Consider the following 26,363-nt stretch of genomic DNA (forward strand, 5'->3'; position numbering starts at 1 on the left):
GATTTCAGGACCCTATTCATGGAATATTACGGCGGGCACACAAGGATGGCAGGAATTTGCGCTTCCGATGCCGGTTCCGTTGGTTTCAGGAGGAGTATATATAGTATCAGTGACGACGGGAAGCGACAGGAACTTTGTATACACTGCAAATTTGACTTTAGTGACACCAAACGATGGGATAGAGTTTATTAGGAGCACTAACTCAACCATTGGTGGCACACCTTCAAATTCAAATGCGAATTCGTTTTTCAGGGATGTGGTGTTTGTACCGGAAGGCGGGCCTGAACTAAAGGCTACTGATCAGCCAGAAATAACAAAATCACTCCATGATATTACATTGGATGCTATATTATATCCCAATCCTGCCAATCATTTGGCATATATCCAGTTCAAGGTACCTACGGAGGGTGAAGCATCGGTTGAAATATGCGCTATTAACGGAAGTCTATTAATAAATTCAAGGATCAAAATCATAGATGACAAAATTGAAATTGATCTACAGGAATTGAATCGAGGAATCTATTTGATTCGAATCATGCTTAATGACCAAATAAAAGTTTTTCGAATTGTAAAGAACTGACAATAAAAGAGGGGTGCTTCTAAACGAGGCACCCCTTTTATTAACTGACTATGAAAGTCAGATTACAAGTGTTTTTTAACCAGGATCCGTTTCATCTGGTTTTTTATGGATTGCATCACCAGCTCTTTAGTCCACAGAACAGGATTATTTGTCCAACGCTGGGGATGAACAGTAATCATCATATGATCTGGTAGTATCTTTTCTTCTGCGGCTCTGATTATATCAAAAGTAGAGTGGAAATTATGCCTCAATATCCTGTTCTCATCCCTATAAACCTTTAACCTTCCATCCTTCGTCATTCCAACAATCTCCTCCACTCTCTCCTCTCTCCTCTCTGCTCTTTCTTCACCACCGATTACCGAATACCGATTACCTTTGGCTGCAGTAGGTTCAGCATGGGAGACGCTTACTTTGTCTCTCACACTCACGCTCTCCCCGTCCCATCTTCTTCCAGTATCAGTTAAATAAAATACCCTTGTAAAGTTCATATCTAAATAGGGTTCAAACTCAATTCCAAAGTCTTTATAACTATATTTTTCCCAAAGTTGCCGATTATCATATTTGCTCAACGGGCTTCCATGCATGCATATGGTTTTAACCGGGTAAAACTGGCGGAAATATTTGAGATTTTTTTCAAAACTTCTAATTGCTTCATCAAGATTGCCTTTACATAATGTCAGATCTTCATAATGATAACCGATTTCATGGCCAAGTGATGCGATTTGTTCGATTATTTTCGGGTTGTTACTTTGAGGAACTATTCTAAAATAGTAAATACCAATTAATTTAAAATCATATTCAATTTTGGATATTTGTAAAGAATTAAAAGGCATTTTATCTACATCATGCCTAAAAATAATATTATTAGCTGAAGATGTATCAGAAAATAAATTATTGGTCAATCGATTAATTAGGGATTTATATGAATCTAAAGTAAAATCTAACACCACAGTATTATTTAAAGTTATTTTGATATAATGGATTATCTCGTATAACCTGTATACTTTTAGGAAAATTTTCTATAAACCAAGTGTAAAAACTTGTAACATCCATTTTTTCCTTAAGTAAGGAATTTCTACGTTCGTTAAAAATATCCCTTAAATTTGGAGTATTAATTAATTCATCAATCTTATCAAATAATTCTTTCTCATTTCCTGATTTTATACCAAATCCAAGATTATATTTATTTTCAATTTCATTCAAATAGCTAATTTTTCCTACGAAATCATTATATCTTATAAATGGTGTGCCTAATAAACCTGCTTCAGTACACATGGTTTGACTATCACCAATGAAAAGGTCAGCATAGGCTATATAATGATGTATATTATTCAAATTTCCTTTAAATCGATAGGGTTCTAATTCTTTTAATATTGGTCGTTCACTGCTAATAATAACTTTCCCCTTTTTTTTAAGTTTTGATACTAAATCTTTTGCTAACTTATCTGAGATACCAGATTTCCCAGAATCATGATACGCTGTAAGACCCGAAAACCTGAGAATAAAGTAATTTTGGTTATTATTTATTTCAACTAAATTACGATTTGGTTTAAACCAATTAGGATGTAAATATGCAAGTTTTTGAAAACCATCATAAAAAATAGTTTTCTTATTCCAAAGGCTATTATTTACACATTTTGGAGCCAAAATACAATCAAAAAATGGATAGCAGGTAAGGGCTCCTAAAAACATAGTCAAAGAAAGATTAACATCATCTTCACCAAAAAATAAGGCTGGAACCTTAATAAAACCTGATATTTGGCCAATTTCTGGAGAAGTACCGATCATCAAGTCGGGATTGAAATTCTTAGCTACTTTGTATAATTCTTTATTTCTTTTAATTAAAGAAGCAAGTATAGAATATAGATTCTTTTTTCTATATCCCCTTGAAATTTGAATGAAATTGAGATTTTTAACCAATTCAATTAAGATATCCTTGTCCTTAATGGTTATTAAAACCTCATGCCCTTCATTTTGCAAATTGTTTATTGTGTTTTTAAATAAATGGTAGTGAGCAGGATGATTTAAGTGGAATAGAAAACGCCTTTTATACGGAGTAACTTTCATTTATTTTATTCGCTATTGTAATTATATGTTTTTTAGATACCAATGAATGAATTGGTATTACAATAATATTATTAATAATTTTTTCAGTATTTGGGCAATCTCCCATTTTATATCCAAATTCTTTTGCCCATTCAATGCATTTGAAGAAATGTTTACCTGCCTCAATATTTACATCTAATAGTTCATTAATTAAGTTATCCCTATTATTAATTAATATGGGAAATGCATAAAAATTAGGACAATTACCGTTTTTCAAATAGTTTATAGTAAGTTTTATTTTTAGTTTAGTAACTAAATAATTCGCATTTTGTTTGTGTATATCTCGTAGGGAGTTACAAAGTGTAAAATTCTGAAGTAATAGAGGTTTAAGCCATTTATGTCCTTTTCTTTGATTGAAGGAAAACTTATTGAGAAAATCTGTATGAGAATCTAACTTTTTTCCAATTTTAAAGGTAAACAAACCATAAATTGGAGGCTTTAATATATATGAAAACAAAAATAGTTTACATAGATCCTTAAAAGATAAAAGAATATTATTATTCGGTAATTTGTCATATTCCTTTTTAAAATTTGGGAATACATCTGGTTTATTAATTATACTAAATCCTCCATTTCCAATAGGTGGGAACTTACCTAAACCTGTTGAAAAAAACGAGGCATCCCCAAACAAGCCTGTATATTTACTATTATATTGTGATAAAAAAGAATGAGCACAATCCTCGATTATAATTTTACCTTTTGCGATTTTAAATATTTCTTCAATATTCTCTGGAAAACCGAACGTATGAGTAATTATTAATACATCTATTCGAGTTATTTTATTTTGGAGGTCAACTAAATCTAATTTTAAATCATTTGTCAAATCGATGAATACAATATTATGACCTGCTTTCTTTATTGCTTGAAAAACGCTTTGGCAGGTATATGCTTGAATACCTATAGTTAAAATACTATCTGAAATAGAATTCAGAAGTACTCGTAAAGCCACTCGAGCAGAGTTGTAAAAGAATGTATGTTTTTCAGGAAAGGGCTCATTATAGACTAAACGTGATTTTGGCCTAGGAAAATATGAGTAAAAAGGAAAACTGTAAAAAAATCTAGGTAATAATTTATAAGTCATTCGGATTAATATTTTTAATAACTTTAGCTGGATTACCTACTGCAATTGAATTATCAGGAATATTTTTTGTTACAATTGATCCTGCACCAACCACAGAACATTTACCAATTTTAACGCCTGGAAGTATAGTGACATTAGCTCCAATCCATGAATCATTATCAATTTCGACATTTTGTGATAAAACCGGAAATATTTTAATAAGTTTTGAATAATTCGGGGATGAATCAGTTATTATTAAAACATTGGGCCCAATAGAAACTCGGTCCCCAATAAATACATTATCCTTACGAGTTTTAAGATCTGAAATTTTCAAAGATGATGGTAAATAAACCTTATTACCGATTTTGTAGCCAGCCAAAATCAAAACAAATCTTCTTAAAGTAATTGCTGGAAGGATTGGATATATTATTTTAAGGAACTTTTTTAAATATGGGTTAAAAACCATTTTACATTTTTTAATACCAATATACCAATTCTTCCTATAATCATTAATAAGGGCTTGTGTATTATTTGAAATCTGCCCAATTCTACCAAATTTTTACTAAATTTTAATTTATGTTCTCTAACTCCATATGGTTTATTTGGCATACCTGCACCACCAAAATCAAATATTTTAAATTTGTGTTCATGACTCCAGATAAGGACATTATAAATTAAAAAATCATTAGGATACTTACTTTCCTCATTTTCCTTTGTACCGGCATACCAATCATAAACCGTATCATTAAATATAAGTTCTATTCTCGTGGCAATTTGCTTATCGTCCAAAAATGCACTAAAAACTTTTAACCGGTTTATTGGGTTAAGTTCCTTAAAAGCAGTAATGAAATATTCCTTTTTAGGACATGGTAAGCCTAGTTTATAATATGTTGATAAGATTAACTCAATTGATTCTAAAAACTCACTTAAATCAGTAATTTCAATAAATACAAGTCCTTTATTCTTACTTTTTGTAATATTCCTTTTCTTATTTTTGGAAATCCCCTTTTCCAACGTATTTAAATCCTCAACATTGATTAATATATTAAGATGAGGTATATAATTAAAGCCATATTTTTTAAAGATGTCATTTGATTCTTTCCAATTCCATTGGTTCCTTATTTGAGTATAAATTACCTTTCCTTTAATAATTTTAAGGTATTTTTGTAATAAGATTTCAAGAGTTTCCAGTGATTCATCAATAATTAATGGTCCTCCTATTATTATTGAACGAGATGTAAATCTTCCAAAAAAGCCGTAATGTTCCTTGTAAATAATCGCTAATAATATACCAACTACCTTATCTGATTTATCAACTGTAATTATAATTGGTTCACAATTAAAAGTTCTTTTATGTATTTCATAATACTCATAAGATTGAAATATGTTTCCATGAGGATGTTTCGAAACCAAAGCCTCCCAGTCGTTTTTATTTATCACTTAAGACCTCCTTATAAATTTCAAAAATTTTTTTAGAAGTTGATATAGAATCTAATCCCAATTCTAATATCCGTTCCACACCTTTTATTGGTCTATTATAAGCTAATACATCTTTTATTTTGTTAGAAATTTCAATTGGATTATTTGAAGTTATATAGCATCCATCCATTTTATTAATTATTACGCTTATATCTCCAACATCAGTTGAAATTACTGGACAATTACATGCTAGTGCTTCCTTTATTACTTGAGGAGAGCCTTCAGAAAAAGAAGTCATCAATACAAGATCCACTGCATTTAAAAGAGTTGATACTTCCATTCTTGAATATCCCTTTAATTCTATCATTTCAACAATCGAATCAGAATTTAAACAGTGTAATGCCTTTTTTGCAAGTTGATAGTTTTTAACATAGTTATTATAAGATCCAGGGAATAAAATATATTTTTTAGTAGTATTTAGTCCTAATAGCCTTTTACTTTCATTTTTGTCTAAAGGTTTAAAAATAGATAAATCTACACCACAAGGGATAATTTTTTGAATGTTTCTTGTTAATTTCTTAGCTAGTTTTTCAGATACAAATATGCACTTTGCAGAAAGGAAAAAAGCTATTCTAGAAAAAAACCTGTTATTTCCAAAGTTAATATCGCTCCCATGAAATGTAACTACAACTGGTGTTTTTCTTTGTAGATTAGCTATAAGTCCACTTAAACCATAATGAGCATGGATAACATCTGGCTTAAAAGTCTTTATCTTATTTTTTAAAGGTTTGAGATTTTTAAGGTAACCAAATGCACCCTTATTAACAATAACATAATATTCAGTACAAATTTCTAGTTCATTTAAAGATAAAACTTGATCAACAATATAAGGACTTATACGATTATTATTACCGCTACAAACAATTAAGACTCTCATTTTCTAAAACCTATAATTTTCGCTGGATTTCCAGCTATAATAGCAAAATCTGGGATGTCTTTAGTTACAATTGAACCTGCTCCAATTATTACACCATTACCTATATTTTGAACTTGAGGTAAAATTATGCAACGAGTACCAATCCAAACATCATTTCCAATTACGAGTTTTGTTTCTATAGATGCTCCTTGTTCAGACATAGGAATGTCTATTCGATGAAATGTATGATTTTTATTTAATATGATGACTTCCTCAGCCATCATTACATTGTTCCCCAGAATGATATTGGAAGGAACTTTACAGCGTTTGCCAATGCCAGATGAATTACCAATTCTAATTTCAAATCCTGAACCAAAATAACAATTGTTTTCAATATTAACAGATTTTCCAACATATTTAAAAATACCTTTAACTAATATATACCTAAATTTTTTACATAGTTTTCCTATTAATGGGAAAGTACTTTTTGGTAAATTGTTAGCAAGGGTGTAAAAAAAGAATAATAAGATGTATCTAATTGCTAACATATTTCTTGATAGGTAATATTTTTTATCTTCGAAGGATGAAAGAATAAGAAACCAAGAATTTGCATAACATCTCTTAATAAGTAAAACAATATATTTTCAAAACGAGTAGATAAGTCATATCTTTTATTAAATGAAACTCGTAATAAAATAACCATAAAATAGGCAAAAAGAATGTAATAATAGTTTAATGTTAGTGATAAGATTAGAAAAATTATTAGGGAAAGCATAGAATAATCTTGTTTCATCATGAGCTTCCATGTCGATTTATTGAAAATATTTCTTCTGTATAGATAACATCTTCCCCAAAGATGACTTTTATCGAAAAGCATTAACCATTTTCTTCTTCGATGAGTATATGAAATTGTATGGTGTATAGCTGCAATAATTGGTAATCTGTGAAGATAGATTCCTTTTTGTGCCAATCGTAAACCCAAATCAAAATCTTGACTACGTTTAAATTCATTTCGCATTCCGCCCACACTGTTCCATATTCTCCTTTCGATTAAAAACAATCCACCAGTTTTGTAATCTATAAGTATTTCTTTATTATTATACATTAAAGTTTTATATACAATTTCATTGCTTTTATCGTAATAATAATTAAAAAAGTCTCCAGAAATAAAAGGATAAATTAAGTTACCATTTAACAGAATAATAGATAAAAAACCTGGAATAATTTCCATATCACCGTCGATAAAAAATAGTATTTTTCCCCGCGATTTTAGAACTCCTATATTTCTTGCTATTGCTGAATTATGGTAATTTAATAATTTAATTATTCTGACATTTTTGAATCCTTGAACTATCCTGATACTGTCATCGATTGAACACGAATCAACATAAATAATCTCATATTCGATTATATGATCCGAGCTAATGCTATTTAGAATGCTATTCAAACATCTTGATAATTTTGGACCTTCATTTTTTCCTATGACAACAAAAGAGATCACCTTATGTAAGGATTATAATTAGTAATTTTATTTCTAAAAATTAACCATAAAATACCAGAACAATAACCACGCAAGAAAGAAAAATTCTTGTTTCTTTGTTCAACTTTAGAAAATATAGATTTAAAAACGAACTTGGTTAGATTCTTGCCTAAAATATAAATAAAAACCAAGAAGTTTAGATTACGATATAAATAGATTAGAGAGCTCTTACTTCGCCAATAACAAACTGGTAAAGAGAACCTCTCTCCTTGTCCGGAAGAAAGACTTCCAATATGCCAAATCCTAGCAGTTGGAGTGTATATTAACTTATAACCCTTTCTTTTTGCTCTTAACGCGAAATCTGCCTGTTCAGAATACATAAAGAAGTATTCACAATAATAGCCAACATCAAATAATATATTATAAGGTAATAACCAAAAAATATCATCAAGCATATCTCGCTCTTTTTCAATTTCAAATTGCCCCCTATCTTCCTCATCTTTACCAGGATAAACCTCTTTAAGTAGTATTTTATTTGAAAAATTACTTCCAATGTATTGAATTTTGTTAGGATTATTATAATGATATACTTTACCAGAAACAATTGCCTTATTATTATGTCTTTGACAGCATAATACCAAATTCTTTATGGAATCCTTATCTATATTGGTATCATTGTTCATAATAAGAATATATTCTGGAATTATATCTCTTATGCTTTTTAGACCCAAGTTTACTCCTTTTGCATAACCTAAATTGACCTCACTTCTTAATATTGTTACCTTTTCAGATTGGATTTTATTTAGTATTTTATAATTTTCTTCTGTTGAACCGTTATCTATTATTGTAAGATGAAAATCTTTATAATTGGAATTCAAAATAGATTTAGTGCAATCAATCGTCATTTCAGGTTGATTATAATTTACAATATATACAAATACATCAGTTTTCATTTTAAACTTCTGGTTAGAGATGAATTTACTAAATTAAATATCAAACAGATAAGGAAAGAGGCATCAGCTGACATATAATACGATATCATATTCCTACTAGTAGAATGGATAACCAATATACTTATTAATCCAATAGCTAAAGACCTAAATCTATGACTTTTATATACCTTTATTTGAAAAAGATATATGAAAATTGAAAATAAGGTACCCCAAATCAATAATAATCCAACTATCCCACCCATAAGTATTATTGAATGATTTGCAATATGCCCGTCATAATATTCAGCTGAAATTTTGCTATATCCAAATCCAATGATAGGACTTTCTTGAATTTTTGACATAATCTTAGGCACTCTTTCAGAAAGCCGAATTAGTGTTCCTTCTGCAGTAAGATTTCCTTCAGCTAAACTCTCAAGTGTTGCAAGCCTATTTAAAGATAATTCTAGGTTTCTTCTAATCGGCGATGGAATAAGAAAGTATGTTATTACTAATAATATTAAACTGGAAAAGATTAATGCAATGTTTTTCTTTTTAGTAATTATAAAAGTGAATAAAAAATAAAGTAATAGCAATGCTGATGCGATCATCCAACCTCTTGTAGCACTTAAAAATATGTATAAAATAGAAATAGTTGAAACCAATACCAAAAACCTAGATTTAAATGCTTTTTCCTTATTAACTATATAATAAATTGAAATTATAATGCTATACAAAGACAATACTATACCTCCAGTTAGTCTAACTAGTTCCTCTTTTTCTAGGATAACATTTTTTGAGGCGCTGTTAAATGTTATCATATTATATATTTTGCCTCTAAGACCAATATCTAGGAATTCAATCAGGTTATGAATAATTACAAAATAGAAAATTATTGTGTTGAATTTAATAAGTTCCTTTTCATTAAATATGATTGGTATTATTAAATAGAGTAAGAATGTTGGAAGTACCTGTAAATAAGTAAAAGAACTTTTTATATTTATTCCAAAATATAGACCTAGGATCAACAAAAAAATTAGATATATACCAATTAAAATATAGAAATTCCTAAAATGATTTAAAATGGTTGGCTTATTTCTTTTATTTAAGTAATATTTAATGAAAATTGCTAAACAGAAAATTGGGACAAAAGATATACCAACAGTAGAAGTTAATTTGAAAATCCAATTATCCCAACGATAATAAAATAGCATAAATGGATAAGAGAATAAAATAAAAACAAATGCTAACCAAAATACACGATTCTTTGAATAAAAAAAACATATAATTAAAAACGAAAAATACAAGGTATTCGCATAAATACTTGTATTACCATATACCAAGAGGCAACCTAAAATTAAAAGAATAAAAATATTTAATTGTGTTAAAATATTTTTTATTGGAATATTAGAAGTCTTATAGCGATAAATCATTTATGATATGTGAATTTTTTGTAGAAATTCAAGAGGAATAACTTTTCAGATTTGCTTAAAAATACGATTGAAGCCAGAATCATTATTGGACTCATAAAATATTTAAAGGAATAATTATCTATTATAATGATTATTAGTGCCGATAGAAGCACATACAACATTATCAGAAGATTTTTTCTATATATATTAAAACCATATAAATATTTTAAAACAATAAAATATATTATAAAGAATATAAAAGGGCTAATTAGAAATTTTAACATCCATCCATATAAACCAAGTTTGGGTACAAATAGTAAGACTATTACAACATTTAATATTGACATTAAAGTTATTAGTATACCATGTATGATGATATTACCTCTAGGCGTCAAAGATTGTGAAAATGCGTACCACCACATATAGAAAAGCACTCCTATAAAGTGAATCGACAAATATTTTTCGGCTTCTAAAAAGTCATTGGAATAGAATAGAGGTATTATAATCTTACGGAATGGCATAGCAATAAAGAGAAAGGGAATCATTAGGAGTGTAACCATTCTTATAGAGTCATTTAATATTCCTTTAATCTCAACGTTATTTTTACACTCACTAAACCTTGGATATAAATAGGTGCTTAATGACGGTAAAATAAAACCAATTAGTAAGTTTGACCATGAGGTAATTGGACTATAAATTCCCAATTTTTGAATGCCAATTTGACTAATTACAATTGAACGGCATACGCTTTCAGAAATTAAAGAAATGATTCCTGCTGTTGCTCCAAATATTGCGAAGGTAAGAAATTCTTTTAGATAAGGCTTATGAATTTTTGCGAAAGCGATATCCCTATATTTAATTTGAAGTTTTCTATAAAAAAGTCTATTGACCTGTAAATGATTAATAATTAGCAAAAAAAAGAAATTCAATAGTACAGATATTACAGCGCCTGTGGTTTTAAAAAAGTAGATTAATGGTAAAAAGAAAATTATAGTTAAAAGTGAACTTAAAATATTTGATCTTGAAATCAATATGGTGTCTTTGTTACTTTTTAACACAGCATAAGATAAGCTATTTCCAATAGTAATTGGAATACAAGTAATCCCTAATAAATAATAAAGTTTATATTCAGATGATCCTAAAAAAAATATAGTCAATTTCTCAGTAAATACTAAACAAAATATTATTATTACAGTTGTAGTAATTGAAATAAGTACAGAATAGGATTTAATTAATTCTACTAATATGTTTTTATAATTATTATTATTTTTATTTTGAACTATTTGTTTAACTAATCCATCGTTCATACTTAATAAAGTAACATTAGATATCATCGTTACTAAATAGCTTATTTGAGAAAAAATACCAACGCCTAAGGTACCGATGTATACTGCAGCTACTTTTGATCTAAGAATTCCAATGAAGAATTGGATACCCTTAGAGAAAACTAAAAACGATGTATTTTTTAATAATTTTTTAAATTCCATGAATTACTATAGAGCAGAATGATTTTTTAAAAAAATTACTAAAAGATTCTTTTTATTAACTTTGAAGGAACTCCGCCAAATACAGAATTGCTTGGAACATTAGAATTTACTAAGGATCCGGCCGCAATAATACTTTTTTCTCCAATTTCAACCCCCATTAATATAGTAGAATTAGCTCCTATGTAGCAGTTAGAATTAATAATTATTGATCGAGATTTAGACGGATAGTAGTTAGATAAAAGAGATTTTGATAGATCTATATGAGTTATAAGAGTAGTTCTCATGGATATAACAACATTATTATGTATAGTTATTCTTTCTCTCAAATCCAAGAAACACTGTTTTCCAATATGTGTTTTACATCCTATTTTTAAATTTTGAAAGTCTCTACAATTATGAATTATTAGACCGGATTCAATATCGCAATCTGAATCAATTGATGCTCCATATAATCTTAATATGGGTATGATTGCATTTTTGTCTATTTTAGAAAGATAAAGAGCTGCATTTTGAAAACCTAGAAAAAGCCTCCTCAAGGAAAAAATAATAATAATTAAAATATTATTGATCTGTACAAAGATGGTTATTCTTAAAAGCTTATAAAACTTTAATAGAAGTTTCATATTTATAATTATTTCAAGCCATCAATTATTATATCGATGTCTGCTTTGGTAATATTAAGATGCAATGGTAAACTCAAAATATGCTCTGAAAAGAACTGTGCTTTTGGACATGTGCCTTTAGCATATCTATATGAATCATAATTCGTATTATCTATATAATGCACCCCTGGATAAATTCCTAATGAATAAAGTCTCTCAATTTTATCATCACGATTATCTGTATATACTTGAAAAAGGTGCCTAGAAGAATAGCAATCGTTAGCCACAGGTATAATATTAATTGATTTAAAGTTCCGTAATCTATTGATATAATAATTAGCTAAATCATTTCTTAATTGATTATCCTCATCAAGGTATTTTAATTGAACAAGCCCTATTGATGCAACAATAGAATTGCCATGATATTTAAAGCCAACATTTGGAACATCATAATACCATTTATAACTTCCTTCTTTTGTGTTAAATCTTTGATATGTATCTTTTGAAATTCCTAACCAGCTAAGTTGTCTGGCTAACTTATCAAGTTCATCATTCTGAAAACAAATCATTCCGGAATCAGCTGTAGGCAAATTTTTTACTGCCTGAAAACTAAAAACAGCCACATCAGCTTCTGGTCCTACATGACTACCTTTCCACTTGGTACCTGCCATGTGAGCTGCATCCAAAATTAGTTTCAAGTTATTCTCCTTGCAAATTTTCAGAATTTCTTCGTATTGCCCTATATTTCCTCCAATGCCAACATACATTATTGCACGAGTCTTACTCGTAATCCGGTTTTTTACCGAAACAGGATCCAGACATAAATATTGATCCACATCTGCAAATACAGGATGCAATCTTTCGTAGAGAATTGCATGATTTGTGGATACAAAGGTTAAAGGTGTTGTTATTATCTCATCGCCATCGTTCCAGTCATTAACTTTTTTGAAAATATGCACAGCAAGGTGCAAACCAGAAGTATTTGAATTAACAAAATGTGCGTTTTTTACCCCGGAGTATTCTTTCCATTTATTTTCAAATTCCACTGTTTTAAAGCCAAGTCCTGTCCAGCCTTTTTCAAGACATTCACGAATTTCTTCCAAAATTTCATCTGTATGGAATTTTGGTACAAAAACATTGATAGCCATTTAATTTGATTTTAGATTGAGAAAGTTAATAGATTTATAAATTTATATTTCGATAAGAGATCAACAGATGTTTGAATTGAATGATTTACATCAGCGAGTTATATTATCCTAAAAAATTAGGTTGAAGTTACTCAAAACATGAGTTCGCAATCAGTGGCTTATTCGTTGTAGCTTGGTAAAATGACTGGCAGCGATTAGAAATTAGTGATTTGATAGCAATAAAAGTTTTTTGGTTGGTCTTCCTGCTGGTCTGGGTGCTAAATATAACGTTTTCTCAGCATCCTTAATTTCAGCAGCCAGCAACGCTGAAAATTCCCGGGAACCGGGTTCATTTAAATGTTCTTTATCTTTAAAAAATTCCGGGTTCTTTATAAAAGCCGGATAATTGGAGTAATCCAGTAATACCGTGCTGGTGTTTTGGATGCTTTCTTTCAGGACATCCATGTTACTGTTTTTGTTCATCACCTTGTAAACCGGAGAAGTAACCAAGTATAACAGGATGCCATGCTTTGAACAGTAGGTGATAATCTCACGCATCATATCCACTTTATATGCATCTATCTTACCTGTGGGGGGGTTAGCAGTATCCGGCAGCACATCTGTTGCCAGTGATCCCTTTATTGGTATATATCCTTTTTCTTCACCCTCACGCAATTTATTGCGGTTCAGGTTTCCCTGGGAAATGGTCAGAAGCAGTGAATTATACGGGTAAACAGAGGACAGAAGCTTTGCTTTTTCATACGGACCTTTGCGTGCCAGGATTTGACTGAATTCTGGATGATTGCTTATATACGGAAGCAGGGTAGACAACCGGTCATTATCGATTTTATTTTCAAGAAACTCATCCGGGTTAATATCAAAAATTACCATTTTAGGAGTATAGCGTTTTACTACAGACAGGAAAACTGCGTAATTGAAAACCAGAAAATTCCCGTCACGGCCTGTATTATAAAAACTCATATGCAGGCTATCTTCAAAAATGCCCGGAACATAATGATGGTTGGCACGCGACGAACCGAAAACCAATATATCAGCGGTTGTACTGTCAAGTGCATAGGTCGTTCTGTAATTTAATCCCGTAGTTTGGGTGAAATAGTAATGCCTTAACAGGCTTCCGGCCAGCAGGTCAAATGCAGCAACAATCAGAAACAGAAGAACAAGATTAAGAATAAACTTACGGATATTTTCTTTTACTTTCATGACCGGCTAAAATTGGAAGTAAATAAATTGTCCGCCGTCAAAAACCCCGATCAGTAAAATCAATAATATGATAAGACTGTAGCTGACCTTCCTCACCCACATGTTCTCATTATGGAAGAATAATAATTTTTCCTTCAGGTATTCTTTCTTCATTTCAATGAGCACCAGGAATACGATGCCAAAAACGGAATAAATAAAGTAAGACAGGGTTCCTATGAAAAATGGCCCTTTAAAAAGGGCTATCTTTTTAATGATTAACAGTGCCTGGTCAAATGACGATGCCCTGAAGAAGATCCAGGCAAAACAAGTAAGGGCAAAGGTTATCACCATGCTTGTAATTTGCCTGAAATACGGGAACTTTTCAAGACCCATTCGGGCATTGAATTTCTGCCTGAATGTACCGGTTACTTCGGCAAAAATCAGGTACAACCCATTTAAGCCGCCCCAGATAACGAAAGTCCAGTTTGCCCCGTGCCACAGCCCGCTGACAAGAAAAACAAAAAACAGGTTAAAATACCAGCGTGGTATCGAAACCCGGTTTCCTCCCAGCGAAATATAAAGGTAATCCCTGAACCAGGTGGATAAGGATATATGCCAGCGTTTCCAGAATTCGGATATGCTTTGGGAAAAATATGGTCTGTTGAAATTGGTCATCAGCTTGAAACCCATGACCTGCGCAGCCCCGATAGCAATGTTGGAATAACCGGCAAAGTCGCAATAAATCTGGAACGCAAAGAATACGGTTGCGACAAGCAGGGTGATCCCCGAATGCTGTTCAGCATTATTGTATACCGCATTCACGTAAATGGCCAGCCTGTCTGCAACTACCAGTTTCATAAAGAAACCCCATAACATCGAACGCAGTCCCTCAACGACCCTGGTGTATTCAAATTCATGCTTCTCGTAAAACTGGTGAAGCAGGTTTTGGGGCCGCTCAATTGGACCAGCAACCAGCTGGGGGTAGAACATTACATAGAGAGCATAGATCCCGAAATTGCGTTCCGCTTTCTGATGTCCCCTGTATACTTCGATGGTATAGCTCATTGCCTGGAACGTGTGAAATGACAGGCCTATGGGAAGAATTATACCCAGGTGGGGAATCCGGTTATGATAGCCTATAGAATTTAAAAAGACGGATAAGTTATCGTTAAGGAAGTTGTAATACTTGAAAACGGCAAGAACGCCAATGTTGGCGATTAAGCTTGCGACGAGGAAATATTTTTTGTTCTTTCCTTTGGTTTTTTCAAGCCAGATACCCGCAAAATAATCGATTACAATGGTAAATCCAAGGATGAGGATATACACAGGGATAAATGCCATATAAAAATAGCAACTGGCCGCCAGTAACAGAAACCACCGGTATTTGTGGGTAATTACAAAATACAGCGTTGTGACTACTATGAAAAAGAGAATAAAATTAATGCTGTTGAAAAGCATGGGGAAAGTGACTGGTGACTAGTGATTGGTGACTGGTAACTGGATGATCTTTGTTAGGGTGTGCCGGTGCGGGCAGATTGCTTCACCCCGGAGGAACCGGGGGTTCGCAATGACGTGAATTGTGACTAGTGACTGCCTCCTTCGCTGAAGCTACTTAGTTAGCCACAAAGGCAATGAATAATTAAAAAATGAAATAATGAAATAATGAATGAATGAAATAATGAAATAATGAATGAATGAAAAATGAAATAATGAATACATGAAAAATAAATATCGAATACCGGATACTGCCTTGGTTAGGGTGTGCCTGTGCGGGCAGATTGCTTCACCCCGGAGGAACCGGGGTTCGCAATGACGTGAATTGTGACTGGTGACTGGTAGTGATTAGTGACTAGTAAGGTCACTCATTTCTCCGGTTGATGATCCATCGGGTGAAAAATGGATCGTCGATTTCGTAACGGTTTTCAAATTTTGTTATATAACCGTTCCTGATTATCCTTTTCAGAGAGCTGAAAACAGTGCTGGATGCCCCTATATCATACTTCTTTATAAAGGCATCCGATAAAGGAGACAAATCGGATTCCGCCATTCCGATCAGCAATTTTTTATCCGTATTGTTGAATGTCCCCCATAATCTTTCATAATCAATATCATGTGATTTCAATATTCCTGCTATGCCTTCATGAACCGGATTTTCAACTACGGCATCCGGGTGTAAAACCTCCCAGGTGGAAAAAGCCAATTGCTGCGTATAGTAAGGATGACACCTGGTAAAATCCATAATTTGCTTCGCAATACCCTCTGCATGTGCCGTCAGATTTTTGAATTTTTCTTCCAAATAAACCGTGAACTCTTTTCCCGGTATTCTCGACAATGCCATCAGATACCCGAAATGATAAAACGGGGAACTCTTCTTTTCAAATAAATCGCGTATCATCGACTCCTGACTGCCCAGGAAAACATAATTACAGTTTTTCTGAACCTGTAATACTGCCCTCAGTTTTCGATCAAGTTCCCTGTCCAGACGCATGATGTCCTGGAATTCATCCAACACCACGATACACCGCTTCTTCTCCGTGCTCAACTTTTCCAGAAGATTTAACACGTCCTCCAGATTCAGAAAGGATTGGCCCGACGGCTGAAAGGACACATCTACAGCATTGGTCAGTGCATTTACCGAGAGAGTGGGTATGATCCTGAAACCTTTTATATACTGACGGATCCGTTCCCCGGGATATACCCTGTAAATTCTCTTCATAAGCTGGGCCGCAAAATCATCCACGCTGGTTATCAATTGAAGATCGATGGCAATCACCGGTCGGTTCATGTCATTCACTACTTTGTATATAAGGCTGGACTTTCCATAACGCCGTGGACTGATCAAAATCAGGTGATTTGGACTCGAAAGCACAGACCGGACCTGCTTGATTTCGTCCTTCCTGTCGATGAAGTAAGGATCATCCACTATGGTTCCAAATTTAAACGGATTAACCGACGTCATTGCGATAATTTCGTTGCGAAAAATTACGGAAGTTTTTTCTATGAAAAAAGGAATTGCGAAAATTTACGTTGCGAAAAAAGTCGCAATGCCATTTTAAACACGAACAACAAGAAGTTTAGCCACGAATGCACTGATTAAAGGCGAAAAATTAAAACGAATGTGACGAATGCGCTGCCTGCGGCAGCTTGAAGAGTTTTAACACGTAGAACACGAGGTACACTAAACACACTAAGTAAAAAGATAACCACGAATGCACTAAGTAAATGAAAAATGAAAAAATGAAAAATGAAATAATGATTACATGAAAAATAAATATCGAATACCGGATACTGCCTTGGTTAGGGTGTGCCTGTGCGGGCAGATTGCTTCACCCCGGAGGAACCGGGGTTCGCAATGACGTGAATTGTGACTAGTGACTGGTGACTGGTGACTGGCAGTGATTAGTAATTAGTGACTAGTTAAAACCCCACTCCACTTATTCGATAAGCCTGAAAGACCCTGGATTAATTTAAGGACTCTCCATGATGTATCTGTAATGGAATAGTCATTGACATTATTTATATATTTTCTCAACCGATGTTCCTCCATAACCGTTTCTATGCAATTTAAAACCCTGTCTTTATCAAACCCTGTTAACACAATCGTGCCGGCGTCCTGGGCTTCGGGGCGCTCCATGCTATTGCGGAGGGAGATGGCCGGGAAACTGAGGATGGCGGATTCTTCGGAAATAGTGCCGCTGTCAGAGAGGGTGCAGGCGGCGTGCGTCTGGAGGGCGATGTAGTCGGAGAAGCCGAAGGGTTTGAGGAAATGTAAGAGGGGGTGATTGGGTGAAGGGGAGACGGGGAGAAGCTCGTCAGTCGTGCTTCGACTCCGCTCAGCATGACCTTCTGATAAGGATTCAATACGCTTACGGGTGCGGGGATGGGTGGAGATGATGACCGGGTAATTGTATTTTTCTACTAATGCATTCAGTATATCCAGGATCTTTTTAAGATTTTCGGGGTTGTCGACGTTTTCTTCTCTGTGTGTACTGACAACAAAAAACTTTCCCTTTTCCAATTTTAATTCATCCAGGATTTTTGATGCTTTTATTTTATCAAGCTGGTGGTCGAGGACTTCTTTCATGGGACTGCCGGTTAAGTAAATACGGCGGTGGGGAAGGCCTTCGACCAGTAAATGCCTGCGGGCATGCTCGGTATATACCAGGTTGAAATCGGCTATGTGATCAATGATCCGGCGGTTGGTTTCTTCAGGTACGTTCTCGTCAAAACACCGATTACCGGCTTCCATATGGAAGATCGGGATGTGCAGGCGCTTGGCCATATAAGCGGCAAGGCACGAATTGGTGTCGCCCAGCACCACAAGGGCATCGGGTTGTTCCTGTTTTAACACGGCTTCGGACTTACGCATGATGTCGCCTACGGCAGCACCTAACGAAGAGGTGTCGACGTTGAGATAGTGATCGGGTTTACGGAGGCCGAGGTCGTTGAAGAATATTTCGTTGAGCTCGTAGTCGTAGTTCTGGCCGGTGTGGACGAGGATGTGGGTGGTGAATTCGTCGAGGCGGGTGATGACGCGGGAGAGGCGGATGATCTCCGGGCGCGTACCCAGCACGGTCATTACTTTGAGTGGATTTTTCATAGGGTAAACACTAAATATTTTTAATGCCTGCGGCATTTTGTTTTATAACACAAAGAACACGAAATCTTTTAACACGAGGCACACTAAGAACACTAAGCACACGAAGATAAAACACAGGTTATTTTTTAATGCCTGCGGCATCTATTTGTTTTAACACGAGGAACACTAAGAGCACTAAGCACACGAAGATTATTTATAATATAATTCGCTTAATGCCATCTTTTAATAGTCTGACATTAAAATTCATCAAAAAACCCAGCCGATAATCTCCAACCCTTAAATAAGTTAGCATTTGTGCCATATGAATACTATTCAATTCTTCAATTGCTTTTAACTCTAGCAATATTCTATCTTCAACTACCAGGTCTGCTCTAAAAACACAATCCAGCGTAATTTTTTTAAATACAAGCGGTATGGGTTTTTCTTTTTCAACTTTAATACCGTTACTGGATAATTCATAAAATAAACATTCTTTATATGCCGATTCAAGTAAACCTGGTCCTAATATTTTGTGAACTGAAATTGCCGCACTTATTACTTCGCTGGCAATATCTTCGGTTATTTGATCCAACATAAGTTTTTAAAATTAACAGATTGGTTTCTTAGTGTTCTTAGTGCTGCCTTTGTGTTCTTCGTGTTAAAATTCTTCATTATGTTTTAACACAATGAACTCGAGTCAATTTTAACACTAAGTACACAAAGGGCACAAAGCACACAAAGATATCCTTAGTGTTCTTAGTGCTGCCTTCGTGCTCTTCGTGTTAAAATTTCTTCATTATGCCGTAGGCATAATCAACTTAGTGTTAAACCGCTTCAAAGTATGTATCCGGGTCGTCGGGGTTGAAGAATTCGTTGATCCAGAAGATCGTATATACATCCTCATCCCCTACATTCGTTATATTATGTGTGTACCAGATGGGCATGTCGACATACGACGGTTCATTCCCGTCCAAATAAAAGTCCATCACCTTATCCGTCCCTATCCTCCTCAATTGTATTCTTGCCTTTCCTTTGATCACCGCGAACCGCTCGATTTTGCGGGTATGAAAATGATTTCCCCGTGTGATCCCCGGTCTGGTTGTCGAAAAGGAAACCTGCCCTCCAAGTTCCGTTTTAATCGTTTCTACAAAGGTCCCCCTGTCATCGGTATTCATCTTCAGCTTCACCGGGTTGATCTTCTCAATATCAATATAGCACCGGAAGGTGTTGAACAGGTCGCGCTCAAAGGTATGGTGGAGAGCGGGGAACTGGCCGTTGTCGAAGTAGTCGGTTTTGAAACGGTTGACCAGGGCGAGGAGCTCGGTTACGTTTTTTTCGACGGTGTGGGGGATGGTGACTGGTGACTGGTGATTGGTGACTGGTGACTGGTTTAGGATTTCGTTCCAGATGAGGGAGACTAAATCTCCGATGTATATGAGTTTGAGGGTGGCGTCGATTTCGATTTTGGGTTGTTCGTTGTGGGTAAGCTGGTGGCAGAAGGTGGCAACCACCGAGTTGTAATACGGGTTGCCGAAAGGTCCGAAGACGTTGGGGATAACCAGTCCGGTAAACCGGGCATGGTTCCTTTCCGCCCATTGTTCAAACAACGCCCTGCCTTCGCGTTTCGATTTCCCGAACATGTTGTCGCGTTCTTCCTGGGTGGAGGAGGAGAACAGCACATGCGGCCGGGAGTTGGTTTTTTCCATGGCGGCAATGAGCTTGTTCACGAGCAGCAGGTTGGTATCGTAAATGGTTTGCGGGTCGTTGTGGCGGTTGAGGGCGGCGAGGTGGATGATGACGTCGCATTGTTTCACGAAGTTTTCGAGAACTTCGGTATCTGAAAAGTACTCGTCTCTAAAAGGAATGCGGGTAACCTCATCTTTCTTTAAACCAAGAAAGTTAAATAAGTGAGTTCCTATAAAACCCGCTTGTCCCGTAATTCCTACTGAAAACATTTATTATTGTGTTTATTTATTCAATTGATCGGGCTTCGCCCGGAACCTTCTTACTTTCTTTGTCCTGTCACAAAGCCACCGCACGGTGTTTCATATTTAGCAATACGTTAATCATAGCGTTCTTCCCCTCTCCTTAAGAGCCTGTCCCGCTTCGGCGGGAAGAGGGGGAAGGGGGTGAGGTGTTTGGGTTACGGTTCAAAAGCCGGAGCCGACCGCTCCCCCATCACATCCTCCCTTATCGAGCGGAGGCGGAGGAGGAGTTGTTTGGTGCCCTCGAGGTCAAGCCTTTCGGTGCTATGTGACGTGTAATCCTCGGTTATGGAAACACTTGATTCTCCTTCGGTGAAAAACTTGCTGTAATTCAAATCCCTTGTATCGGCCGGTATCCTGAAATAATTTTTAAGATCGTCGGCTTTTGACATTTCTTCGCGGTTCACCAGCGTTTCGTAAAGTTTTTCCCCATGGCGGGTACCAATGACTTTAATAGGCACATCTGAGCAGTACATCTCTTTCAGTGCCTGGGCAAGGATACCGATTGTAGATGCAGGTGATTTCTGAACGAAAATATCGCCGTTGTTCCCGTTCTTAAACGCGAACAGCACCAGTTCAACGGCGTCGTCAAGGGTCATCATGAAACGGGTCATGTTCGGATCAGTGATGGTGATGGGCTGGTTGTTCCTGATCTGGGTTACAAAAAGCGGGATCACAGAGCCCCTTGAAGCCATCACGTTTCCATAGCGTGTGCCACAGAATGTAATGCCTTTCCCGTTGAGGTTACGCGATTTGGCCACCATCACTTTTTCGCTCAGGGCTTTAGACATGCCCATGGCGTTGATGGGGTAAACTGCCTTATCGGTACTGAGCACAATGGCTTTTTTGACGTTGTTTTTCACTGCGGAATCGAGCACGTTCTCACAACCCAGCACATTGGTGCGGACGGCTTCGGTGGGGAAGAACTCGCACGAAGGAACCTGCTTGAGCGCTGCTGCCTGGAAGACGAAGTCTACACCGGACATGGCGTTGTCGATGCTTTCGCGGTTACGGACATCGCCGATGAAATATTTTATTTTCGGGTTTTTATAGAACTGCCGCATGTCGTCCTGTTTCTTTTCGTCGCGGCTAAAAATGCGGATCTCTGCGATATCGGTGTTGAGAAAACGGCGAAGGACGGCGTTGCCGAAGGAACCGGTGCCACCGGTGATGAGAAGGCATTTGTTACTGAATTCCATGTCAGAAAGTTTGTAATGGGTATGTTAGGTAACAGATTACGGATTAAAGGTGAATGTGTTTCGTTTTAACCGCGAGGAACACGAGGTGTTTTATGAATGCATGTTATTTAACGACGAAATGATATAAACCGCCTGCGGCAGTTTGAAAAATTTAACACGAAGAACACTGAGAAAAAAGATAACCAGAATGCACGAATTAAAGACTAAAAAAATGATAACGAATTTCACTAATTGCTGCCTGCGGCAGCTTGAAAAAAGCTTCTTAAATCGTTCTTCCCCTCTCTTTTAGGAGAGGGGGCAGGGGGTGAGGTGTTGTTTCACAAATCACTAATTACCAATCACATACATTCCGCTTTACCAGATTTTACCCACAGCACCGCCCCCTCAGTCCCATTACCGGGTCTGAGAAGGGCGCTAAACAAATATAACTATTCACTGGCAAATGTAGATGAGAAGTTATCAATAGTTACAATAAGAGAGGTGATGTGCGTCACCGGGGGCGTTGATCTGAGAGGGTGAGCGGGTGACGGGGAGAGGGGGAGATGGGGAGAAGGGGAGAAGGGGAGAAAGGGGAGAAAGGGGAGAAAGGGGAGAGGGGGAGATGGGGAGATGGGGAGATGGGGAGATGGGGGTTATTTAATTTTCCAGCTATCTGAATCGTTGATCATATTTACAAGCATACCAAGGATATATTCATATTTTTCGTCAAGATTTTTTCTAATTTCCGGAGAAATGTATTCACAGCCTTCAGCAAAATCAAGCCAAACTTGGGATTCAGCAGATTCACCTTCAGATTGGTTTAATTTTGACACAAAAGCCAATGGATATCTACGCATTCGGAAAGCTTCGGCGATATTTGCTGCAACAGATCTTGAACTTCGCCGAACCTGATCGGTTAATGAATATCTTTCTTCTTTGGGAAACGTTTTTGAAATCTTGAAAATTTCCATTGCAGTTTCAAAGGCCACTTGGTAAACTCTCAGTTCTTTGTGTGATTTAATTCTTGCCATTAAACAAGGTTTTTGACTTAAGAGGTTATATATAAATTTAAAAAATATTTATAATTATTCAATTTTAAGAAGTTACTTATTCTACCAAAGTTTCAATCTCCGCCATCGCCTCTCCCCTTTCTCCCCGTCACCCCGTCTCCCCTTCACCCCCTCACCCTGTCTCCCCCTCACTCTCATTCTTCATTCTTAAATAAACTTTTTCGGGTTTCATTCGTATTCTAGCTAATAAAACCAAATCAACCTCTTACAGATGAAAATTATTTCCGTTGTCGGGGCTCGTCCGAATTTTATGAAAATAGCGCCGCTCGTTGAGGCTATCCGCAAACACAATGAACACCACAAAGACCGTTACATTGAGCATATCCTCGTGCATACAGGCCAGCATTACGATATCCGGCTTTCGGAAAATTTCTTCAGTGACCTCGGAATTCCACAGCCCGATGTGAACCTTGAAATCGGCTCCGGCTCCCATGCCGAACAGGTGGGCAACACCATGATCGCTTTTGAAAAAGTACTTCGTGAATATAAGCCCGACTGGGTAGTGGTTGTGGGTGACGTGAATGCCACCCTGGCCTGCTCGGTAACGGCCAAAAAAGAAAATATTAAATGCTGCCATATTGAAGCAGGATTGCGCTCGGGCGATATGACCATGCCCGAAGAGATCAACCGGCTTGTAACCGACAGGCTGAGCGACCTGCTGCTGACACCCGACCGTATTTCGAACGAAAACCTCCGCAAGGAAGGGGTTCCCGATGAAAAGATCAGGTTCGTGGGAAATATCATGATCGATACCCTTGAAGCCAACCGCAACCGTGCGGCTGCCATCAGCATACCGCATATGCTCGACATCAACCACCTTGAAGAGGCGGTTCATGTGAATCACTTTGATTCCGACCAGCCGTATGCCGTAATGACCCTTCACCGTCCCAGCAACGTGGATAAAAAAGAAGTGATTGAACCGCTTCTGAATTTCCTGATCCGCGAAGTGGCTTCATCCATGCCCCTGCTGTGGCCCATTCATCCGAGAACCGCCAAGCAGCTGAAGACATTTGGTTTATGGGACAGCGTTGTACAGAGCAACGGAATCCGGCTTCTTCAACCATTGGGCTACCATGATATGCTCAGGCTGAATATGGGTGCAAGGATTATGTTAACTGACAGCGGCGGACTGCAGGAAGAATGCTGCATCCTGGGTACTCCGTGTCTTACATTGAGATGGAACACGGAACGGCCTGTGACTCTGCGTGAGCATGGCGGCGCCAGCGTGCTTGTCGGCAATAACGTGGAACGCATCCGCAACGAATTCAGAACAACACTGGCCAGCGGCGTGCTTCCTGCCCGTCCCGAGTTGTGGGATGGCCATACGGCCGACAGGATCGTGGCATTGTTTGCGGGAGAGTTTTATTCGTAACACCTCACCCCCTGCCCCCGTAGGATCAGACTTCGTGTTCTTTGTGAAGCCTTCGTGATCTTCGTGTTAAAATTGGAATGTTTCGTGTTAAACGAAACGGTGACAGGTCTTCGACGCTGTCAGGTTTTGCATTCAGTTGAAAACGCAGTTTTCAGCCCTTAGTGCTCTTGAAGTAAAAAGGGGTAGAATCAGACTTCGTGTTCTTTGTGAAGCCTTCGTGGTCTTCGTGTTAAAATTGGAATGTTTCGTGTTAAACCCAACGATGACAGGTCTTCGACGCTGTCAGGTTTATTATTACTCCACCATTTTTAAGAATACTACCGAGAAGACAGCACCGATTGTATAGTAAATGAAATCAACCGGGTCGTAGCTGTGGCCGAAGACTAATGCGAAAGCCCTGTGTTCCGTGAGTTGCACCATAAAAGGGATTTCTAAATACTGGATCACTTCGAGAATGCATGTAACTCCCAGGGCAATCAGAACGGCATAATACCATTTGACGTGGGGAAACACAAAAGAAAAAAGCAGGCTGAAAAAAAAGACGTAAAGGATGCCCCCGATGTGATTGTGAATAATAGCTTCGTATTCACCCCTGTATTGTTTTGTATAGAGCGCAGTGATGAGCACAAGTGTCATCATTATGGCTTTCAGTATACGCGCATGATTATCCTGCAACAAGGTAACAACCCTTGGCGGTATCGTTAGCAGTCGTTTCATTTTGATATATGGAAATAACGTATTTGCCCGGGACAAATGTAAGGCATAGTAAGGAAAATGTAAAGGGAAAAGGGGAAAAAATTAATTCTGCCACTCTCTAACACCTCACCCCCTGCCCCTCTCCTGCCAGGAGAGGGGAGGAACGCATTGAATGAGGCTTGTGGTTCTTAGGTTATGTTTTTTTGCAGGAAGTATTTTAATTAATTGCCTAATGCGTCAATATTAAGAACAGCAATAATAAGCCCTTCTTCCCCTCTCCTCCAAGGAGAGGGGGCAGGGGGTGAGGTGTGAAATGATAGAGGCGTGAGGAGGTGAGGTGTAAGGAGTTCTACCCCCTCTGCTGCTTCAGAATTCGTGCAATATACTTGCCGATGATGTCGAATTCGAGATTTACCACCGTGCCTACCTTAAACTCATGGAAGTTGGTATGCTCATAAGTATACGGAATGATCGCCACCTGGAAGGATTTGTCCATTGAATTCACGACAGTGAGACTTACCCCGTTCACACAGACAGATCCTTTTTCCACGGTCACATAATCTTCGCGTGCCGGCTCATACTCAAAGGTGTAATACCAGCTGCCTTCGGATTCGGTTACCGAGGTGCATACCGCTGTCTGGTCCACATGCCCCTGCACGATATGCCCGTCGAGGCGACCGTCCATTTTCATGCTGCGTTCGAGGTTCACTTCGGAACCGGGCTTGAGCATTCCCAGGTTACTCTTGATCAGGGTTTCCTGTATGGCAGTTACTGTGTAGGTGTCGGACGTTTTTTCAACAACCGTGAGGCAAACGCCGTTATGCGATACGCTCTGGTCTATTTTCAGTTCTGGAACAAACGAGCAGGTGAGGGTAATGTGGAGGTTTTCCCTGTCTTTTTGGAGGGATACCACTTTGGCGGCTTCTTCTACGATTCCTGAGAACATGGTGAGTTTTTTGCGAAGATAAGGTTTTAACCACAAAGGCACAAAGGCAAATTTAACACAAAGAACACAAATGCCTGCGGCATTTGAAGAGTTTTAACACGAAGAACACAAAGATCACGAAGCACACGAAGATTTATTGAACAACTAAGGCACAAAGCCAGTCACCAGTCACCAGTCACCAGTCACCAATCACCAGTCACCAGTCACCAGTCACCAGTC

General features: G+C 36.8%; 25 protein-coding genes. 2 read left to right on the forward strand and 23 right to left on the reverse strand.

From position 1 onward, the window contains the following. Positions 1 to 580: T9SS type A sorting domain-containing protein (locus tag VK179_12680; GenBank protein ID HLO59593.1), on the forward strand; the 580-nt coding region annotated here is incomplete at its 5' end. A gap of 62 nt (positions 581 to 642) precedes the next feature. Here VK179_12680 and VK179_12685 read toward each other — a convergent pair. From VK179_12685 to VK179_12785, 21 genes are all read right to left on the reverse strand, one after another. Beyond that, entirely contained in the window at positions 643 to 1,527 is an 885-nt protein-coding gene (locus VK179_12685; GenBank protein HLO59594.1) for a hypothetical protein, read from the reverse strand. A gap of 7 nt (positions 1,528 to 1,534) precedes the next feature. Then, positions 1,535 to 2,647 (reverse strand): DUF354 domain-containing protein, encoded by a 1,113-nt coding sequence (locus VK179_12690; GenBank protein ID HLO59595.1) that lies wholly within the window; start codon positions 2,645 to 2,647, stop codon positions 1,535 to 1,537. Further along, positions 2,628 to 3,767: a DegT/DnrJ/EryC1/StrS family aminotransferase gene (locus VK179_12695; GenBank protein ID HLO59596.1), complete on the reverse strand. Its 1,140-nt coding sequence runs from the start codon at positions 3,765 to 3,767 to the stop codon at positions 2,628 to 2,630. Before VK179_12695 ends, VK179_12690 begins: the two co-directional genes overlap by 20 nt. Further along, positions 3,757 to 4,212, reverse strand: coding sequence for a DapH/DapD/GlmU-related protein (locus VK179_12700; GenBank protein ID HLO59597.1), 456 nt, complete (start codon positions 4,210 to 4,212; stop codon positions 3,757 to 3,759). The genes VK179_12695 and VK179_12700 overlap by 11 nt, the downstream gene beginning before the upstream one ends. Then, positions 4,191 to 5,186, reverse strand: a complete 996-nt coding sequence (locus tag VK179_12705; protein HLO59598.1) for a GNAT family N-acetyltransferase — start codon at positions 5,184 to 5,186, stop codon at positions 4,191 to 4,193. The genes VK179_12700 and VK179_12705 overlap by 22 nt, the downstream gene beginning before the upstream one ends. Then, positions 5,176 to 6,102 (reverse strand): glycosyltransferase, encoded by a 927-nt coding sequence (locus VK179_12710; protein HLO59599.1) that lies wholly within the window; start codon positions 6,100 to 6,102, stop codon positions 5,176 to 5,178. The genes VK179_12705 and VK179_12710 overlap by 11 nt, the downstream gene beginning before the upstream one ends. After that, positions 6,099 to 6,629, reverse strand: coding sequence for a hypothetical protein (locus VK179_12715; protein HLO59600.1), 531 nt, complete (start codon positions 6,627 to 6,629; stop codon positions 6,099 to 6,101). Before VK179_12715 ends, VK179_12710 begins: the two co-directional genes overlap by 4 nt. Beyond that, positions 6,623 to 7,582: a glycosyltransferase family 2 protein gene (locus VK179_12720; protein ID HLO59601.1), complete on the reverse strand. Its 960-nt coding sequence runs from the start codon at positions 7,580 to 7,582 to the stop codon at positions 6,623 to 6,625. The genes VK179_12715 and VK179_12720 overlap by 7 nt, the downstream gene beginning before the upstream one ends. Further along, positions 7,579 to 8,514, reverse strand: coding sequence for a glycosyltransferase family 2 protein (locus VK179_12725; GenBank protein HLO59602.1), 936 nt, complete (start codon positions 8,512 to 8,514; stop codon positions 7,579 to 7,581). The genes VK179_12720 and VK179_12725 overlap by 4 nt, the downstream gene beginning before the upstream one ends. Then, positions 8,511 to 9,311, reverse strand: coding sequence for a hypothetical protein (locus tag VK179_12730; protein ID HLO59603.1), 801 nt, complete (start codon positions 9,309 to 9,311; stop codon positions 8,511 to 8,513). Before VK179_12730 ends, VK179_12725 begins: the two co-directional genes overlap by 4 nt. 608 nt (positions 9,312 to 9,919) lie before the next feature. Then, positions 9,920 to 11,389: an oligosaccharide flippase family protein gene (locus VK179_12735; protein ID HLO59604.1), complete on the reverse strand. Its 1,470-nt coding sequence runs from the start codon at positions 11,387 to 11,389 to the stop codon at positions 9,920 to 9,922. 38 nt (positions 11,390 to 11,427) lie between these two features. Further along, positions 11,428 to 12,012: an acyltransferase gene (locus VK179_12740; protein ID HLO59605.1), complete on the reverse strand. Its 585-nt coding sequence runs from the start codon at positions 12,010 to 12,012 to the stop codon at positions 11,428 to 11,430. Between the two features lie 8 nt (positions 12,013 to 12,020). Next, the gene (locus VK179_12745) at positions 12,021 to 13,139 is read right to left on the reverse strand and encodes a DegT/DnrJ/EryC1/StrS family aminotransferase (protein HLO59606.1); all 1,119 of its coding nucleotides are present in this window, start codon (positions 13,137 to 13,139) and stop codon (positions 12,021 to 12,023) included. 201 nt (positions 13,140 to 13,340) lie between these two features. Then, positions 13,341 to 14,339 carry a hypothetical protein gene (locus VK179_12750; GenBank protein HLO59607.1) on the reverse strand — a complete coding sequence of 333 codons (999 nt, stop codon included), beginning with the start codon at positions 14,337 to 14,339 and terminating at the stop codon, positions 13,341 to 13,343. Between the two features lie 6 nt (positions 14,340 to 14,345). Beyond that, on the reverse strand, positions 14,346 to 15,776 hold the full coding sequence (locus VK179_12755; protein ID HLO59608.1) for an MBOAT family O-acyltransferase: 1,431 nt from the start codon (positions 15,774 to 15,776) through the stop codon (positions 14,346 to 14,348). Positions 15,777 to 16,176: 400 nt separating this feature from the next. Beyond that, positions 16,177 to 17,277, reverse strand: a complete 1,101-nt coding sequence (locus tag VK179_12760) for an ATP-binding protein (GenBank protein ID HLO59609.1) — start codon at positions 17,275 to 17,277, stop codon at positions 16,177 to 16,179. A gap of 447 nt (positions 17,278 to 17,724) precedes the next feature. Further along, a complete protein-coding gene (wecB, locus tag VK179_12765; GenBank protein ID HLO59610.1) occupies positions 17,725 to 18,918 on the reverse strand; it encodes a UDP-N-acetylglucosamine 2-epimerase (non-hydrolyzing) in 1,194 nt (397 codons plus the stop codon). A gap of 193 nt (positions 18,919 to 19,111) precedes the next feature. Next, entirely contained in the window at positions 19,112 to 19,492 is a 381-nt protein-coding gene (locus tag VK179_12770) for a GxxExxY protein (GenBank protein HLO59611.1), read from the reverse strand. A gap of 229 nt (positions 19,493 to 19,721) precedes the next feature. After that, the gene (locus VK179_12775; protein ID HLO59612.1) at positions 19,722 to 20,852 is read right to left on the reverse strand and encodes an NAD-dependent epimerase/dehydratase family protein; all 1,131 of its coding nucleotides are present in this window, start codon (positions 20,850 to 20,852) and stop codon (positions 19,722 to 19,724) included. A gap of 188 nt (positions 20,853 to 21,040) precedes the next feature. Then, on the reverse strand, positions 21,041 to 22,081 hold the full coding sequence (locus VK179_12780) for a polysaccharide biosynthesis protein (protein HLO59613.1): 1,041 nt from the start codon (positions 22,079 to 22,081) through the stop codon (positions 21,041 to 21,043). Between the two features lie 632 nt (positions 22,082 to 22,713). Continuing rightward, complete coding sequence (locus VK179_12785) at positions 22,714 to 23,091, reverse strand: four helix bundle protein (GenBank protein ID HLO59614.1); 378 nt, start codon at positions 23,089 to 23,091, stop codon at positions 22,714 to 22,716. A gap of 250 nt (positions 23,092 to 23,341) precedes the next feature. On the opposite strand from VK179_12785, the gene wecB (VK179_12790) reads away from it, so the two are divergent. Next, a complete protein-coding gene (wecB, locus tag VK179_12790) occupies positions 23,342 to 24,502 on the forward strand; it encodes a UDP-N-acetylglucosamine 2-epimerase (non-hydrolyzing) (GenBank protein ID HLO59615.1) in 1,161 nt (386 codons plus the stop codon). Positions 24,503 to 24,796: 294 nt separating this feature from the next. Here wecB (VK179_12790) and VK179_12795 read toward each other — a convergent pair whose 3' ends face one another. Both VK179_12795 and VK179_12800 read right to left on the reverse strand, forming a co-directional pair. After that, a complete protein-coding gene (locus VK179_12795) occupies positions 24,797 to 25,219 on the reverse strand; it encodes a DUF2809 domain-containing protein (GenBank protein HLO59616.1) in 423 nt (140 codons plus the stop codon). 328 nt (positions 25,220 to 25,547) lie between these two features. Then, positions 25,548 to 26,144: a riboflavin synthase gene (locus VK179_12800; GenBank protein HLO59617.1), complete on the reverse strand. Its 597-nt coding sequence runs from the start codon at positions 26,142 to 26,144 to the stop codon at positions 25,548 to 25,550. Positions 26,145 to 26,363 lie beyond the last annotated feature (219 nt).

It is taken from the genome of Bacteroidales bacterium, from assembly GCA_035299085.1.
Taxonomy (GTDB): Bacteria; Bacteroidota; Bacteroidia; order Bacteroidales; family UBA10428; genus UBA5072.

Excerpts from the sequence above, each read along its gene's own strand:
- VK179_12795 (HLO59616.1), bottom strand. The coding sequence starts at position 25,219 with ATGAAACGACTGCTAACGATACCGCCAAGGGTTGTTACCTTGTTGCAG.
- VK179_12745 (HLO59606.1), bottom strand. The coding sequence starts at position 13,139 with ATGGCTATCAATGTTTTTGTACCAAAATTCCATACAGATGAAATTTTG.
- VK179_12775 (HLO59612.1), bottom strand. The coding sequence starts at position 20,852 with ATGTTTTCAGTAGGAATTACGGGACAAGCGGGTTTTATAGGAACTCAC.
- VK179_12760 (HLO59609.1), bottom strand. The coding sequence starts at position 17,277 with ATGACGTCGGTTAATCCGTTTAAATTTGGAACCATAGTGGATGATCCT.
- VK179_12785 (HLO59614.1), bottom strand. The coding sequence starts at position 23,091 with ATGGCAAGAATTAAATCACACAAAGAACTGAGAGTTTACCAAGTGGCC.
- VK179_12780 (HLO59613.1), bottom strand. The coding sequence starts at position 22,081 with ATGGAATTCAGTAACAAATGCCTTCTCATCACCGGTGGCACCGGTTCC.
- VK179_12690 (HLO59595.1), bottom strand. The coding sequence starts at position 2,647 with ATGAAAGTTACTCCGTATAAAAGGCGTTTTCTATTCCACTTAAATCAT.
- VK179_12800 (HLO59617.1), bottom strand. The coding sequence starts at position 26,144 with ATGTTCTCAGGAATCGTAGAAGAAGCCGCCAAAGTGGTATCCCTCCAA.
- VK179_12735 (HLO59604.1), bottom strand. The coding sequence starts at position 11,389 with ATGGAATTTAAAAAATTATTAAAAAATACATCGTTTTTAGTTTTCTCT.
- wecB (HLO59615.1), top strand. The coding sequence starts at position 23,342 with ATGAAAATTATTTCCGTTGTCGGGGCTCGTCCGAATTTTATGAAAATA.
- VK179_12740 (HLO59605.1), bottom strand. The coding sequence starts at position 12,012 with ATGAAACTTCTATTAAAGTTTTATAAGCTTTTAAGAATAACCATCTTT.
- wecB (HLO59610.1), bottom strand. The coding sequence starts at position 18,918 with ATGAAAAATCCACTCAAAGTAATGACCGTGCTGGGTACGCGCCCGGAG.
- VK179_12700 (HLO59597.1), bottom strand. The coding sequence starts at position 4,212 with ATGGTTTTTAACCCATATTTAAAAAAGTTCCTTAAAATAATATATCCA.
- VK179_12755 (HLO59608.1), bottom strand. The coding sequence starts at position 15,776 with ATGCTTTTCAACAGCATTAATTTTATTCTCTTTTTCATAGTAGTCACA.
- VK179_12770 (HLO59611.1), bottom strand. The coding sequence starts at position 19,492 with ATGTTGGATCAAATAACCGAAGATATTGCCAGCGAAGTAATAAGTGCG.
- VK179_12725 (HLO59602.1), bottom strand. The coding sequence starts at position 8,514 with ATGAAAACTGATGTATTTGTATATATTGTAAATTATAATCAACCTGAA.
- VK179_12710 (HLO59599.1), bottom strand. The coding sequence starts at position 6,102 with ATGAGAGTCTTAATTGTTTGTAGCGGTAATAATAATCGTATAAGTCCT.
- VK179_12730 (HLO59603.1), bottom strand. The coding sequence starts at position 9,311 with ATGATAACATTTAACAGCGCCTCAAAAAATGTTATCCTAGAAAAAGAG.
- VK179_12750 (HLO59607.1), bottom strand. The coding sequence starts at position 14,339 with ATGAAAGTAAAAGAAAATATCCGTAAGTTTATTCTTAATCTTGTTCTT.
- VK179_12715 (HLO59600.1), bottom strand. The coding sequence starts at position 6,629 with ATGTTAGCAATTAGATACATCTTATTATTCTTTTTTTACACCCTTGCT.
- VK179_12695 (HLO59596.1), bottom strand. The coding sequence starts at position 3,767 with ATGACTTATAAATTATTACCTAGATTTTTTTACAGTTTTCCTTTTTAC.